Annotated in this window: 15 protein-coding genes; 11 read left to right on the top strand and 4 right to left on the bottom strand. The window is 42.1% G+C overall.

Annotated features, from left to right (window positions below):
- Positions 1 to 139: 139 nt before the first annotated feature.
- Positions 140 to 1,816, top strand: a complete 1,677-nt coding sequence (locus FSC11_RS00935) for an AMP-binding protein (RefSeq protein ID WP_103799957.1) — start codon at positions 140 to 142, stop codon at positions 1,814 to 1,816.
- Positions 1,817 to 1,868: 52 nt separating this feature from the next.
- On the opposite strand, the gene FSC11_RS00940 is transcribed toward FSC11_RS00935, so the two are convergent.
- Positions 1,869 to 2,267 (bottom strand): hypothetical protein, encoded by a 399-nt coding sequence (locus FSC11_RS00940; protein WP_163164621.1) that lies wholly within the window; start codon positions 2,265 to 2,267, stop codon positions 1,869 to 1,871.
- A 99-nt stretch (positions 2,268 to 2,366) separates the two neighbouring features.
- Between FSC11_RS00940 and FSC11_RS00945 the strand changes: the two genes are divergently transcribed.
- Both FSC11_RS00945 and ppa read left to right on the top strand, forming a co-directional pair.
- On the top strand, positions 2,367 to 2,765 hold the full coding sequence (locus FSC11_RS00945; RefSeq protein WP_004810187.1) for an MAPEG family protein: 399 nt from the start codon (positions 2,367 to 2,369) through the stop codon (positions 2,763 to 2,765).
- 120 nt (positions 2,766 to 2,885) lie between these two features.
- Positions 2,886 to 3,422: an inorganic diphosphatase gene (ppa, locus tag FSC11_RS00950; RefSeq protein WP_163164623.1), complete on the top strand. Its 537-nt coding sequence runs from the start codon at positions 2,886 to 2,888 to the stop codon at positions 3,420 to 3,422.
- Between the two features lie 96 nt (positions 3,423 to 3,518).
- Here the strand turns inward: ppa and FSC11_RS00955 are convergent, their stop codons facing one another.
- Positions 3,519 to 4,820 (bottom strand): OprD family outer membrane porin, encoded by a 1,302-nt coding sequence (locus FSC11_RS00955; RefSeq protein WP_163164625.1) that lies wholly within the window; start codon positions 4,818 to 4,820, stop codon positions 3,519 to 3,521.
- Between the two features lie 505 nt (positions 4,821 to 5,325).
- Here FSC11_RS00955 and FSC11_RS16205 point away from each other — a divergent pair.
- The 3 genes from FSC11_RS16205 to FSC11_RS00965 all read left to right on the top strand — a co-directional run bounded on the left by FSC11_RS16205 (position 5,326) and on the right by FSC11_RS00965 (position 7,246).
- A complete protein-coding gene (locus tag FSC11_RS16205; RefSeq protein ID WP_227590992.1) occupies positions 5,326 to 5,808 on the top strand; it encodes a TorF family putative porin in 483 nt (160 codons plus the stop codon).
- On the top strand, positions 5,798 to 6,094 hold the full coding sequence (locus tag FSC11_RS16210; RefSeq protein ID WP_227590993.1) for a hypothetical protein: 297 nt from the start codon (positions 5,798 to 5,800) through the stop codon (positions 6,092 to 6,094). The genes FSC11_RS16205 and FSC11_RS16210 overlap by 11 nt, the downstream gene beginning before the upstream one ends.
- Positions 6,095 to 6,466: 372 nt before the next feature.
- A complete protein-coding gene (locus tag FSC11_RS00965; protein WP_163164627.1) occupies positions 6,467 to 7,246 on the top strand; it encodes a TorF family putative porin in 780 nt (259 codons plus the stop codon).
- Between the two features lie 59 nt (positions 7,247 to 7,305).
- Here FSC11_RS00965 and FSC11_RS00970 read toward each other — a convergent pair whose 3' ends face one another.
- Positions 7,306 to 8,793 (bottom strand): YifB family Mg chelatase-like AAA ATPase, encoded by a 1,488-nt coding sequence (locus tag FSC11_RS00970; protein WP_163164629.1) that lies wholly within the window; start codon positions 8,791 to 8,793, stop codon positions 7,306 to 7,308.
- A gap of 64 nt (positions 8,794 to 8,857) precedes the next feature.
- Positions 8,858 to 9,085, bottom strand: a complete 228-nt coding sequence (locus FSC11_RS00975; RefSeq protein WP_004810171.1) for an accessory factor UbiK family protein — start codon at positions 9,083 to 9,085, stop codon at positions 8,858 to 8,860.
- Between the two features lie 276 nt (positions 9,086 to 9,361).
- Between FSC11_RS00975 and glnK the strand changes: the two genes are divergently transcribed.
- From glnK to FSC11_RS01000, 5 genes are all read left to right on the top strand, one after another.
- Positions 9,362 to 9,700: a P-II family nitrogen regulator gene (gene glnK / locus FSC11_RS00980; RefSeq protein ID WP_004281042.1), complete on the top strand. Its 339-nt coding sequence runs from the start codon at positions 9,362 to 9,364 to the stop codon at positions 9,698 to 9,700.
- Between the two features lie 59 nt (positions 9,701 to 9,759).
- Positions 9,760 to 11,169 (top strand): ammonium transporter, encoded by a 1,410-nt coding sequence (locus FSC11_RS00985; RefSeq protein ID WP_163164631.1) that lies wholly within the window; start codon positions 9,760 to 9,762, stop codon positions 11,167 to 11,169.
- 139 nt (positions 11,170 to 11,308) lie between these two features.
- On the top strand, positions 11,309 to 11,776 hold the full coding sequence (nrdR, locus tag FSC11_RS00990; RefSeq protein ID WP_004787309.1) for a transcriptional regulator NrdR: 468 nt from the start codon (positions 11,309 to 11,311) through the stop codon (positions 11,774 to 11,776).
- A 2-nt stretch (positions 11,777 to 11,778) separates the two neighbouring features.
- Positions 11,779 to 12,867 (top strand): bifunctional diaminohydroxyphosphoribosylaminopyrimidine deaminase/5-amino-6-(5-phosphoribosylamino)uracil reductase RibD, encoded by a 1,089-nt coding sequence (ribD, locus tag FSC11_RS00995; RefSeq protein WP_163164634.1) that lies wholly within the window; start codon positions 11,779 to 11,781, stop codon positions 12,865 to 12,867.
- Positions 12,864 to 14,156 (top strand): DNA adenine methylase, encoded by a 1,293-nt coding sequence (locus tag FSC11_RS01000; protein WP_163164637.1) that lies wholly within the window; start codon positions 12,864 to 12,866, stop codon positions 14,154 to 14,156. Before ribD ends, FSC11_RS01000 begins: the two co-directional genes overlap by 4 nt.
- Positions 14,157 to 14,170 lie beyond the last annotated feature (14 nt).

Below are 14,170 nucleotides of genomic sequence, written 5' to 3' on the forward strand. Positions count from 1 at the left end.
CATCAATCGAAATACGTTATATATGAACAACGATTCGACAAGATGGATGCATTATTGCGCATAAACAAGTTAAAAAATTAGCGCAATATTGAAAAAAACAGTTGAGATTCTAAGGATTATGATTGGAGAGAATGGCATTATGGAAAAGATTTGGTTCGCTGAATACGAGAAAACAGGGATTCCACACACTGTAGAACTGCCACCAGAAAACACTTCATTAGTTGATATTTTTGAGCGTAATTTCCAGAAGTTTGGCTCACGTGATGCCTTTATCTTTATGGATAAAGTAATGACGTTTAATGAGCTGGAAGAAGCTAGTCGTAAATTTGCAACATATTTACAGAGCTTGGGGCTTGCAAAAGGTACACGCGTGGCAGTGATGATGCCAAACGTGTTGCAATATCCGGTCGTGGCATTGGGCGTATTCCGTGCTGGTCTGGTATTGGTCAATGTAAATCCACTTTATACTTCACGTGAACTTGAGCATCAGTTAAATGACTCTGGTACAGAAGTACTGGTTATCATTGAAAACTTTGCTTCCGTATACCAGGCAATTATTGGCAAAACACCAGTGAAGCACGTCGTTGTTGCTTCTGTAGGTGATATGCTGGGTGCGCTGAAAGGTACGCTAGTTAATTTTGTGCTACGTTCTGTACGTAAACAGATTCCAGCATGGGATATTCCAGGTCACATCAAGTTCAATGCTGCGCTGAACAAAGTCAGCCCAACGAACTATAAACGTCCTGAACTGACTTTAAGTGATACTGCTGTACTGCAATATACTGGTGGTACGACAGGTGTTTCTAAAGGTGCTGAACTGACACATCGCAACCTGGTTGCAAACATGCTGCAATGTGATGGTATTTTCCAGAGCAAATTCGGTGCACAAGACGGCCAGCCAGATGACCGTATTTTCTGTGCTCTACCGTTGTACCATATCTTTGCATTCATGGTGTGTGCACTGTACGGTATGTACAAAGGTCAAGCCAACGTTCTGATTCCAAATCCGCGTGATCTGCCTGCGGTAATTAAAGAATTACGTAAATACCAGCCAACGTTCTTCCCGGCAGTGAATACTTTATTCAATGCATTGATCAATAATGAAGACTTCAAACAGCTGGATCACAGTCGTCTGAAAATGGCGATGGGTGGTGGTATGGCGGTGCTGCCTTCTACTGCAGAAGCATGGAAGAAAGTTACAGGCACTAACATCATCGAAGGTTATGGCTTATCAGAAACTTCTCCGGTTGCAACTGCAAACCCGCCTGCATCTGAAGAATTTAGCGGCACCATTGGTATTCCATTGCCGTTGACTGAAGTTGCAATTTTAGATGACGATGGCAATGAAGTACCATTGGGCGAGCAGGGCGAGATTTCGATCCGTGGTCCTCAGGTGATGAAGGGTTACTGGAACCGTCAGGATGAAACTGACAAAGTCATGATTAATGGTTACTTCCGTACCGGTGATATCGGTGTGATGAACGATCGTGGTTATGTGAAGATTGTAGACCGTAAAAAAGACATGATTCTGGTATCTGGTTTCAATGTTTATCCTTCAGAGATTGAAGAAATCGTTGCGAAACATCCAAAAGTGCTGGAAGTGGCTGCCATTGGTGTACCAGATGAGAAATCAGGTGAAGTGCCTAAACTGTTCGTGGTGAAAAAAGATCCATCTTTAACAACTGAAGAAGTTCTGGCATTCGCAAAAGAAAATCTGACAGGTTACAAGCGTCCGCGTTATGTAGAATTCCTGGATGAATTGCCAAAATCTAACGTAGGTAAAATCCTGCGTAAAGATCTACGCAAAACAGCTTAAAAGCTGTGTAAAAAAAAGCGCCTTTGATAGGCGCTTTTTTTATGGAATCTTTTTAAAGCTGGGCAGATTTATTCTTTTCCATCCACCAGCGGTCGAAGTAGCGACGACCAACGCCTACAATCCCGACGAAGATAAACAGGCTAATGAAGTGACGGTTGAAGCCAGGGCGGTAGAACTCGCCATAGCTGAGCACATTATCAATCAGGCAATATACTAAAACAATCGTCAGCCAATGCCATAGGGTATAGCGCTTGATGCCCACTGCATAAAAGGCAATCCATAACATCACAAAGGTGAACAGAGCTGACCAGATATTCATATTGGCAGCGATGACACTGAGTAAAAATGCCACGATCGGCAATACAATTTTCAGGACGCGATCCACTTGCAGCTGATGTTGACGCTGGCGTTCCAGTACATCCAACATTTCTTTTTGATCGGGACTGACCATCGTGAATCCTTATGTGGTTGCTAAAACACCCTATTTAACAAAATTTATTCACGAAATGCCATGCTATGATACAGATAAAATTTTCATGAGAAAAATCAGATGCAGAGCATTAGTGGGATCATTTATCTCATTTTAGCGGCTTGTCTGCTACCTTATGTGTTTACCATGATTGCCAAAAAAGCTGGAGGCTTTAAGGCTAAAGATAACCAGAATCCGCGTGATTTTTTAGAACAGTCTACCGGTGTTGCAAAACGTGCTCATGCTGTTCAGCAGAACAGTTTTGAAAGCTTGCCGCTGTTTATTGCAGCTGTCCTGATGGCTGAATATCTGGTCATGCCGCAAAGTCTGATTATGACTTTTGGTATTGGTTATCTGATTTTCCGGGTGCTGTACGGTATTTGCTATCTGGCAAACTGGGCGACATTGCGTTCCATCATGTGGTTGCTTTCCATGTTATGTCCGATTGCGTTATTGCTACTGATCATCAAATTAATTTAGGTCAGTCCAGCCATCAATCGCCTGATTGATTGTTCGATATTTTTAAACCGAAAAAAATCTGCAAAAACCGTTATAATTGTCGCGGTTTTTAAAAGATTTAACTTGTTAAAGAGTGATGCTATGAGCTACAGCAATATCCCAGCGGGTAAAGATGCACCAAATGACATCTATGTAATTATTGAAATTCCTGCAAACGCAGCACCAATCAAATACGAAATCGACAAAGATTCTGATGCGCTATTTGTAGACCGTTTCATGGGTACAGCAATGTTCTACCCAGCGAACTATGGTTATGTTCCAAACACTTTATCTCTAGATGGTGACCCTTTAGACGTATTGGTTGTGACGCCACACCCAGTAGAGCCGGGTTCTGTTATTCGCTGCCGTCCTGTGGGCAAACTGAACATGGAAGATGACGGTGGTGTTGATGCGAAACTGGTTGCAGTTCCACATGACAAATTGACACCGATCTATAAACATGTTCAAGAATATACTGATCTTCCTCCATTATTGATCAGCCAGATCGAACACTTCTTCCAGCATTACAAAGACCTGGAACCAGGTAAATGGGTTAAGTTAAGTGGTTGGGAAGGTGCAGATGTTGCGAAACAAGAAGTACTAGACTCAATTGCTGCTTATGCAGAAGCAAACAAATAATTGCTTTGCTTTTCCATTTAAGTCTTTAAATTTTTAAAGCTTGAATAAAAAACCTGCACAATGTGCAGGTTTTTTATGGCTTGAAATTCGAGTGAATTAGAATAATTTCACAGGAATATCTAACCAGATACGCCATTCGTTAGTGTCACCGATGTAATTTGACTGGTAGTTGTCACTTGCACGGTAGTAAGAATGACGCAGGCGTAAGCTTGCATCTTTCGCAAAACCAGACTGAACAGTATATTTCACCTGATTAAAGAATTCACGTTCTTGTGCATCACGATCAGTCCCAACGTTAATATCCCAACCATACACATAGGCAGTTGTCCAGTTTAAACCTGGTAAACCGTGGTTTTTAAAGTTATAGCTGTACTGAAGCTGCACAGATTTTTCATCATTTCCGATAAAGTCCGAAAGGTATGAGTTTGGAAGATAGATTGACTGTGCGCCATCTGCATTTTCCCCATAGTCATAACCGGTATTACCTGTATTTTTTTGGTAAGCCAGCATTACGTTATGGACATCTTTATTATAGGTAGTAGAGACTGCCCAAATAGAGTTCTGGCGGTCAGAGAGATTATCTGTAGTTTCAGAATACGTATTACCTTCTCTATCCCATTCAGTATGATAGCCACTGAAATCATGAGTTAAGCTACTATCTTCTGATAAAGCATAGGTATAGTTTGCATTAACATAATGACGATCTAAACGATCTTTAACATCTACACCATAATAAGAAGCATTTAAGGCATCACTAAATTTATATTTTGCACCCCATACAACGGCACGATCTAAATTACGTCCATCAGTTTCGATCTGATCAGAATATTGGTTTTTAGTGAATTTACCAGCTGTTAATGACAGGTTGTCAATTTCATTGCTAGTAACTAATAGGCCTTCAAAGTATTCAGGAACTAAACGTGCTGTATTTGAAGCCAATACGGGAATGTCTAAGATTTGAGTACCGTATACAGCAGTTGTATTAGATATACGAGCCTTCACATAAGCACCACCACGCGCCCAGTGATCATAGGTATCGCCAGCACCTTTAACATATTCACCATTAGCATTGAAACCTCGTTCACGTGGAATCATGCCATTACCAGCATTTTTGTTTTCACCTAATTTAACAGAGGCATCCCCAATAATACCGGCACCAAAGCCGACTATACCTTGGGTAAAACCTGAGTCTAGTTTAAACATTGCTGTTTGCGCTGCTGAGCTTGTATCATCAACACCATTTTTTTTATCACGGTTTAAATAACCAGTACGGAATAGAACTGTGCCTTCAGCATCTTCTACAAAGCCTTTTGCTTCACTTTGTTCGCTTGCATAAGCTGTAGAGATCAGAGCAGCTTGTACCAATACTGCTAATGTAACTTTCTTTGCGTTTAACATGGGGAGAGAGCCTCATATATGTTTTTTTGTACTGCATCTGCCTAAAGCACACGCAGAAATTAACCAAATTGTATAATTAATCTGATAAAAAATATCGTTTTTATGACATTCTTTAAACTAAAGTTGAGTTTTTTTAACCTATTATTCACAATCACGCTATAGTTTTTAATATTATTTTTTCCCATAAGGTAAAATTAATATTGAAAACAATAAGATAAAAATAAAGTTTTTATAATGTAATATTTTTAATAATGAAGAGCATGTTTCAGAGCTCATATTGATTTTTTTAATTTGATGTTATGTAAGGTTAAAACTGATTAAAAGATTCTATAAGCTGTTTTGTCCACTTTAACAATGCTTTAAATTTTTTCTTTATACTGCAATTTACTATTTAGAATAGTTCACAGTCATCCATTTTCATTTTTAAACCTTTTGGTAAAACTTTATTATTCACGTTTTTCATATTCTTGCCCCCTTTATTTAAACGTGGTAAATGAGAACGTATATGTCTCAGCTGCCGAAACTCGGTTTGCTTGTGCTGCTTGTTAGCATGACTTCAGATACTTTTGCTGAAGATACCCAAAATCTATCTAGGGGTGAACTTAGCGCAGCTATTGGTGTCGTGAACAAATATATTTACCGTGGCGGTGAGGAAAATGATGATCCATCGGTACAGTTTGGACTGGAATATGCATATAACAGCGGGATATTTCTGGACTATTGGGGCTCAACTTTAAATTATGATTCTTCTGATGCAAACCAGGATCATGGTTTCGAGCATGACTTTTATATTGGTTATGGTCGAGCACTGAATGAAAACTGGAGCTACAAGTCCCAGATCGTATCTTATTACTATCAAAATGGTGGGACAGTTTATAGCGAAGATGGCTCAGATCAGCGTCGTACTACTGGCTTTGAGATACTGAATGATGTGTTTTATAAAGACCTGAGTTTAGGTTTAGGTGTCATGTTGACAGATGTTAACTAACTATGCAAATACAGAAGATGTTTATCTCAGTGCAGCTTATAGCTATCTATTACCGCAAAACTTTAACCTGAATACGTCAGTAGGTGCTTCCCTGTATAACGCTAGCGGTGATGATCAACTGATTCAGATCACAGAAAGCTTTAGTTTTAATGAAGCACGGATTGGACTAAGTAAAACAGTCGCAAAACGAATTGAATTAAGTCTGGACTATGTCTATGGCGGCAAAGGTTGTGATGACATAGATTTCGATAATCATATTGTCGTAGGTGCAAACTTTAATTTCTAGGTTTTGCTGAAACAGGGATTGCAAGGTGTGTCATATTGATTAAATATTATGCACCTTTTTTATGCATAAAAATTTATCTATATAAAATATAGCTTCAAAAAGTAGCAAGTTGTAAGCGAATATTTAGACATACAGTGGAATAGCGCAAGTACTTTATTTTTCAGTTTTTTCTTAATTTTATCGTTTAACCTAAAACAATTTAAATTTTAATTTTTAATATATATAAATAAAATCAAATATTTATATAAATAAAAAAACTTTTATAGCTAATTTGGATTTTCCTTTTTATGGATTGGCATAGCTATTGCAAAGCCTAAGTTGAGTTTAAAAACACAACTAAAAACGTCTGCGGACGGTTGGGGGAATCTAACAATGAAATTCACTTTAAAAGCTTTAGCAGTTGCAGCAGTAGCTTCAGCATCCAGTTTTACTTTTGCAGATGAGCCTACATCTCCGCACTCAGTATCTGGCAATATCGGTGTGTTATCGAGCTATAACTTGCGTGGTATTACAAATGCACCTGAAAATAAAGATGCCACAATTAATGGCGGTTTAGACTATAACCATGCTTCAGGTTTTTATGCTGGATGGTGGGGATCAACTTTAAGATATTCTGCAGGTACAGATCTTTTTGAAAATGCAGCAGGTGAATTAGTAGAAGTTGAAACAGGGGAAGTCACTAATGCTTTCGAAAATGATTTCTATGCAGGCTATAGCGGTTCAATCAATGATGACTGGGGTTATACAGCAGGTTTAACGTACTATTATTACTATGATATTGGTAATTCTGGATCAAACGGTTTTGAAACCATGTTGGGTTTGACCTATAAAGATTTAGGTATCACTGCGCAAACATTACTTGAAGATCTTGATTGGGGTAATGCAGGTGATACTTATCTAAAAGCATCTTATAGCTATGCTTTACCTAAAGATTTTAGTTTAGATACAGCACTTGGTTTATATCTATATGATAAGAATGGACCAATTGAAGCTGCTGATACATTTAGTTTCCGCCACTTTGATATCGGTTTGAGTAAAGCACTTGCTGATACTGGCGTGACTGCAAGCATGAACTATATTTTAGGTGGCTATGACCGTAATGATATAAAACAAAAAAATAAAGTTGTCCTAGGTCTAGGTTACAGCTTCTAATTATTTAATAGAAAAAAGGCGACAAATGTCGCCTTTTTTTATTTTTATTGTCCAATCGTTTAGCTTTGCTGACCTCGATAAGATAAAGCTTCCGATAAATGCTGAGGCTGAATTTCTGAATTCTCAGCTAAATCAGCTATGCTTCGTGCTACTCGTAATACCCGATGATAAGCACGGGCAGATAAATTTAACTTTTGTTGGGCAAGTTCAAACATTTTACTGGTCTGAGCATTTAGTGGCGCAAATTGCTCTAATTCTTTTGGGTTTAATGCCATATTCAGCTTGTTCTGTCTTTGTATTTGCAGTTCGTAGGCAGTTATCACACGCTCCCTAACGGTTGCAGAATCTTCTACCGGTTGTGTAGATTGTAATTCATGAGCTTGCAGAGGAGGCACATCGATATGCAGGTCAATCCGATCCAGTAATGGCCCAGAAATCCGGTTCTGATAACGCTTGATCATTTCTGGAGAACACTGGCAGCGAATATCCTGATTAAAGGCATAACCACAAGGGCAGGGATTCATCGCTGCAACCAGCTGAAAGTTGGCTGGGAAAGTAATTTGTCGAGAGGCACGCGAAATCACAATTTCCTTGGATTCCAAAGGTTGACGCAATACTTCAAGAACTTTCCTGTCAAATTCCGGCAGTTCGTCGAGAAATAACACACCTAGATGTGCCAGCGTAATTTCACCTGGTTTAGGATGCGATCCTCCACCGACCAGGGCAACTGCAGACGCGGTATGATGTGGCGCGCGGAAAGGACGCTGTCCAAAAGTATGACTATTATTGGCAATAGAATAAATACTGGCGACTTCAAGATTTTCTTCAGTATTGAGAGGCGGCAAGATACTGGCTAGCCGCGAAGCCAGTAAAGTTTTACCGGTTCCAGGAGGTCCTCTAAATAATAAAGAATGTCCACCTGCAGCAGCAATTTCCAAAGCCCGTCTTGGGCGCAGCTGGCCTTTGACATCGGCTAAATCAAAGCGAGAATCTGAGTGATTCACCTGTGGTCGGGCCTGCATCTGGACTAAAGGTGCGAGTCTATTTAAATGATCACAAACTTCTTTTAGATGAGCAGCGGCAAATACCCGAAAATCAGGTAACTGACAGGCTTCCTGAGCATTTTCTTTAGGTAGAATCAGTTCATGCTGCGATTGTTGACAGGCAATCGCAATACTAAGCGTACCAGTGATGGGGCGGAGTTGACCATCTAAAGCAAGTTCACCGATGAATTCCATTCCATCAGTACAGTTTTCAGGTAATTGCCCCGATGCCATCAGAATCCCTAAAGCAATTGGCAGATCTAAACGTGAACCGTCTTTGGGCAGGTCAGCAGGAGCCAGGTTAATAGTTAAGCGTTTGGTCGGGAACTGGTAGCCACTATTCAAAATAGCAGAACGAACCCGATCCTTACTTTCCCGAACCGCCGCTTCGGGCAGTCCAACAATAGTTAAGGAGGGCATGCCCTGACTGACATGAACTTCAACTTCTATTAAAGGTGCATGCAGTCCCAGCAATCCCCGGGTATGGATTTTAGCAAAAGACATTTATTGTTCCATTTTGGTGCGTTATTATTGTTCATTATTTGTCTTTTATGCACTTCACTGGTGCTTATTTTTTGTTCGATATCTTTTCTTCAAGTGATTCGACTTGTTTGAGCAACTCATTTAAACGCTGATTGGCCTGATTTAAGGCTGTACGCTGACGTTCAATTTCCTCTTTTGAAACCAGATCCATTTTACTTACTGCTTCGTTTAATAAAGCCCGAAGATTATGTTCCAGATCTTTTTTTGGTTCTTCGATTTGCTGCAAGATTGCTTGTAATAAAGTTTCAATCATTGTGTGGTCCATAGAGATGGAAATAAGCGCACAGTTTAACACCGCAAGAATCAAGACTATAGTATTTCAGACAAAATATGGGATTAATCGATAATTATTATCATAAAAGACCACATAAAAATGACTAAAATTTGAAGATTCAAAAGATTTATAAGTATAAAATAATGTTCAGGGAAACCGCATGTCGAGCTTTCTAATTTCCCCCGACCTTAGAAATCTTGGCATGAAATTTGAACATAAAACCTTACTGGTGAAATAAGCCGAAGGAAAACAAACATGAAGCTCGTAACTGCAATTGTAAAACCTTTCAAATTAGACGATGTGCGTGAAGCATTGTCTGAAATTGGCGTTCAAGGCATCACTGTGACTGAAGTCAAAGGCTTTGGTCGTCAAAAAGGCCATACTGAACTTTATCGTGGTGCTGAATACGTTGTTGATTTCTTACCAAAAGTCAAAATTGAAATCGCGATCAGCGACGAAATGGTTGACGCGGTAATCGAGTCAATTACGCGTGTAGCAAGCACAGGCAAAATTGGTGACGGAAAAATTTTCGTAACAAATCTGGAACAGGTCATCCGTATTCGTACAGGTGAAACAGGTGCAGACGCCGTTTAATTTGGCACAAAGTTTGCTGAGTAGCGAATAACTCACAAAAACTTGGTTGGGGGATACGAATGAAAAAAATACTACTCGCGTTGGGTCTGTCCAGCGCACTTTTGGGCGGTTCTGTTGCCTGGGCTGAAGAAGCCGCATCAGCAGCCGTTCCTACCGAGGAAGTTGCTTTAGTTGATGCAACTGCAACTCCAGATACTACAGAAGTTACTGCTGTGGAAGCAGTAGAAACAGCACCGGTTGAAGAAGCGGCAGCTGCAGAAGAAGAAGCCACACTCGATACAGGTGACTCTGCCTGGATTTTAATGTCAACAGCCCTAGTTTTACTCATGACCATTCCGGGTTTAGCCCTGTTCTATGGTGGTATGGTACGTAAGAAAAACGTACTGAGTACTATGGCACATAGTTTTGTAGCAGCCGCAGTAGTCAGTATTGTCTGGGTCGTGATTGGTTATACCCTGGCATTCGGTGAAGGTAATGCCTTTATCGGTAGTCTGGATAAATTCATGCTGTCCGGTATTACGACTGAAGCGCTGTCAGGCACCATTCCTGAAATCCTGTTTGTCATTTTCCAAATGACTTTTGCGATTATTACGGTTGCCATCATTAGCGGTTCTATTGCTGAACGTATGAAGTTTGGTGCTTTCATCGCATTCATCACACTTTGGGTGATTCTGGTTTATGCGCCAATTACTCACTGGGTATGGGGCGGCGGCTGGTTAGGCAGTGACGGTGCACTGGACTTCGCTGGTGGTACAGTCGTACACATTAACTCAGGTGTTGCAGGTCTGGTTGCGGCCTACATGCTGGGTTCGCGTATGGGGCTAGGACGCGAATCTATGGCACCACACAATCTGACGCTTACTGTAGTCGGTGCAAGCTTACTATGGGTGGGCTGGTTCGGTTTCAACGGTGGTTCAGCATTGGGTGCAAACGGTTCAGCAGGTTATGCACTCGTGGTTACACAAGTGGCAGCGGCAGCAGCAACGATCTCTTGGTTAATTACTGAAAAAATTGCACGTGGTAAAGCATCTGTATTAGGTGGTGCATCGGGTGCGGTTGCAGGTCTGGTGGTGATTACTCCAGCAGCTGGTTTTGTGACTGTAGGTGGTGCTTTAGCGATGGGTCTCATCGGTGGTGTAGTATGTTTCTGGGGTATTACTGCACTGAAACGTATGCTTAAGGCTGATGACTCTCTAGATGCTTTTGGTCTGCATGGTGTAGGTGGTATTGTCGGTGCGATTCTGACTGCATTCTTTGCCAGCGAATTTATCATGGGTGACGGTGCACCAACCAATGTAATGCATCAATTATGGGTACAAATTGAAGGAGTACTGGCAACAATCGCTTACTCTGCAATCTTGACCTTTATTATCCTGAAAGTGATCGATCTGATCATTGGTATCCGTGTTTCTTCTGATGATGAGCGCATGGGTCTGGATTTGAGCCAACACGGCGAACGTGTCGAATAATCTGCTAAAACAATAATCAATATATTGTGTGAAACAGCCCGTCAGGGCTGTTTTTTTTCTATATATTGCGTAAAACTCTACAAAGTTCAGAATTTTTGCTACACTCGGAAATCATCAGGATTTGTTCAATTAAACCGCTATGCATTGCCCATTTTGCAATACACCAGACAGTAAAGTGATCGATTCACGCCTGGCCGCTGAAGGTTGCCAGATTCGCCGCCGTCGTGAATGCGTCAGTTGTAATGAACGCTTTACCACCTTTGAAAGTTATGAAGTGGTGATGCCGCGTGTCATCAAATCTGATGGCAAGAATGAACCCTTTGATGAAGCCAAATTACGCCGTTCCCTGATGCATGCCTTGCAGAAACGTCCTGTGACGCAAGAACAGATTGAAACGGTGCTCAGTGATATCCAGTTGCAGATTCGCCGTCTGGGTGAGCGTGATGTGAAATCACGCACGATTGGTGAAATTGTCATGCAATCTCTATTTGCACTTGATCATGTCGCTTATGTCCGTTTTGCTTCGGTCTATCAGGATTTCCAGGATGTCGAAGCCTTTCGTCGTCAGATTGAACAGATGCAGCAACGCGGTGAGTTTCAAGAATAAGCATGACTGAACTCACTCAAGATCAAATCTGGATGCGTCGTGCCATTGAGCTGGCACGTCAGGGACAGTACTCTACTAAACCCAACCCGAATGTCGGCTGTGTCATTGTCAAAGATGGCATAGTCGTGGGTGAAGGTTTTCATCCCAAAGCGGGTCAGCCTCATGCGGAAGTCTTTGCCATGCGTCAGGCCGGAGAGCAGGCACGTGGCGCAACAGCATATGTGACTTTGGAACCTTGTGCCCATTATGGCCGTACACCACCATGTGCTAAAGGATTGGTTGAAGCAGGCGTAGCTAAAGTGATTGTGGCTTGTCCTGATCCGAATCCACTGGTCGCTGGCAAAGGTGTGCAAATCCTGAAAGATGCTGGTATCGACGTTGAAGTGGGCATCTGTGAAGATGAAGCATATCCACTCAATTATGGTTTTCTGAAAGCTATGGCGACTGGGATGCCTTATGTACGTGTGAAAATTGCATCGAGTTTAGATGGTCGTACAGCCATGGCTTCGGGTGAATCGAAATGGATTACCGGTATAGAGGCTCGACAAGATGTCCAGCACTGGCGTGCGATTTCTGGTGGGGTAATTACCGGGATTGAAACACTATTAGCCGATGATTGCCAGCTCAATGTCCGTAGCCTGAAAGGCGTTGATGACATCAGCAGGATTGTTCAGCCAAAACGGATTATTCTGGATCGCCAAGGTCGTTTGCCACTTACTGCCAAGATTTTGGAAAATCCAGAAACTATGATGGTAATGGGACCTTATCGTCAGGAACTGGCCGATCTCGGTGTGATCCAGCTTGAGATTCAGCCTTTAAAAGAATTATTACAGTACCTGGTTCAGCAGCATCAGATTTATGACGTGCTGGTTGAGGCAGGAGCGACTTTATCTACTGCATTTCTACAGGCACAACTGGTGGATGAACTCATCAGTTATGTTGCACCGACTCTACTGGGGCAAACTGCGCGTAGTATGTTTAATGCAGAATTCAGCCGAATGGCAGAACAACTTCGATACAAATTGCAGGACGTGACCCGTTTGGGTGATGACGTGCGCTTCAGGTTAATTCCTTCTCAAGAGACACTATGAATCCAGAGTCTACGGTTTACCACAAACGTCGCCATGCGGCACGTACCACAGATGAATATCTTTTCCATCAGCTGGTTCCTTATCTGGGGAACAAACGCCGTTTACTACACTTAATTCTGGAAGCACTTGAGAGCACGGGAACCCTAAAACGTGAAGATGGCCGTGCGCCGATTTTTGCCGATTTTTTTGCAGGTTCGGGAGTGGTTTCACGTCTGGCCCGTCAGAATGGCTATCGGGTGATTGCCAATGACTGGGAACCGTATAGTCATGCACTCAATCATGCAGTTTTAGCTTGTACCGAAGCACCTGCCTTTAGAGAGCTCGGTGGCTATCAGAAAGCGATTGATTATCTGAACCGTTTACCAGAAGTCAAAGGCTGGGTGACACATAATCTGTGTCCGCGCAATGATGAAATTTATGATCCGACCCGTGACCGTTTATTCTTCAAACGCCGTAATGGCATGCGTATTGATGCGATACGCCAGCAGATTGCCACCTGGCAAGCCCAAGGCGCAATTGATGATGTGGAAATGAGTGCTTTATTGGCACCACTTCTATATTCAGCCAGTTTTGTCAGCAATACTTCAGGCGTATTTAAGAGCTTCCATCATGGCTGGGGTGGTAAAACCCAGACCGCGTTGGAACGTATTGAATCGCTGCTTTGGTTAACGCCAAGCCGTTTCTGTGAGGATAACAAGCATAAAGGTCCTGCGGCTGAAATGTGGTGTGTCGATGCTCAGCATCTGGCGAATCAGATGAGTGGCTTTGAAGTGGATGTTGCTTATCTCGATCCACCATATAACCAGCATGCCTATAGCAGTAACTATCATGTGTTGAATGCTTTAACCCTCTGGGATCAGGTGGATCTGCCGACACCCGATACCAAAGGCTTTAAGAGCGGGATTGACCGTGCTTGGCGTAAAGAGCGCCCAAGTCAGTACAACTCGTCCAAGCATGCCAAGGAAGCCTATGAAACTTTGTTGGCAACCATCAACGCACGTTTTATTCTGACCAGTTATTCAACCGATGGTAATATCAGTGCGACAGATCTGTTACAAGCCAATCTGAAACGTGGCCGTGTGACCTTGCTAACTCAAGATGTGCCACGTTACCGTGTCAGCAAACAGCGCCAGTCCGAGCGTGCACGTGTACTGGAATTTATTGTGATTACCGACACGCATGCCAAGTCTGGGCCACCGATCCGTCAATTGTTAGGTCAGTTACACCATTATGCAGAACTGGGTGGTGTCGATACGACCAGTGTGAGCACGCAGCTAGCTCTCTGGTAAAAGCATAAAAAAGG

The organism is Acinetobacter schindleri, from assembly GCF_010918895.1.
Taxonomy (GTDB): domain Bacteria; phylum Pseudomonadota; class Gammaproteobacteria; order Pseudomonadales; family Moraxellaceae; genus Acinetobacter; species Acinetobacter schindleri.

Bases quoted from the DNA above. Each gene is read 5' to 3' on its own strand.
- FSC11_RS00935 (WP_103799957.1), top strand. From the start codon at position 140: ATGGAAAAGATTTGGTTCGCTGAATACGAGAAAACAGGGATTCCACAC.
- FSC11_RS00940 (WP_163164621.1), bottom strand. From the start codon at position 2,267: ATGGTCAGTCCCGATCAAAAAGAAATGTTGGATGTACTGGAACGCCAG.
- FSC11_RS00945 (WP_004810187.1), top strand. From the start codon at position 2,367: ATGCAGAGCATTAGTGGGATCATTTATCTCATTTTAGCGGCTTGTCTG.
- ppa (WP_163164623.1), top strand. From the start codon at position 2,886: ATGAGCTACAGCAATATCCCAGCGGGTAAAGATGCACCAAATGACATC.
- FSC11_RS00955 (WP_163164625.1), bottom strand. From the start codon at position 4,820: ATGTTAAACGCAAAGAAAGTTACATTAGCAGTATTGGTACAAGCTGCT.
- FSC11_RS16205 (WP_227590992.1), top strand. From the start codon at position 5,326: ATGTCTCAGCTGCCGAAACTCGGTTTGCTTGTGCTGCTTGTTAGCATG.
- FSC11_RS16210 (WP_227590993.1), top strand. From the start codon at position 5,798: ATGTTAACTAACTATGCAAATACAGAAGATGTTTATCTCAGTGCAGCT.
- FSC11_RS00965 (WP_163164627.1), top strand. From the start codon at position 6,467: ATGAAATTCACTTTAAAAGCTTTAGCAGTTGCAGCAGTAGCTTCAGCA.
- FSC11_RS00970 (WP_163164629.1), bottom strand. From the start codon at position 8,793: ATGTCTTTTGCTAAAATCCATACCCGGGGATTGCTGGGACTGCATGCA.
- FSC11_RS00975 (WP_004810171.1), bottom strand. From the start codon at position 9,085: ATGATTGAAACTTTATTACAAGCAATCTTGCAGCAAATCGAAGAACCA.
- glnK (WP_004281042.1), top strand. From the start codon at position 9,362: ATGAAGCTCGTAACTGCAATTGTAAAACCTTTCAAATTAGACGATGTG.
- FSC11_RS00985 (WP_163164631.1), top strand. From the start codon at position 9,760: ATGAAAAAAATACTACTCGCGTTGGGTCTGTCCAGCGCACTTTTGGGC.
- nrdR (WP_004787309.1), top strand. From the start codon at position 11,309: ATGCATTGCCCATTTTGCAATACACCAGACAGTAAAGTGATCGATTCA.
- ribD (WP_163164634.1), top strand. From the start codon at position 11,779: ATGACTGAACTCACTCAAGATCAAATCTGGATGCGTCGTGCCATTGAG.
- FSC11_RS01000 (WP_163164637.1), top strand. From the start codon at position 12,864: ATGAATCCAGAGTCTACGGTTTACCACAAACGTCGCCATGCGGCACGT.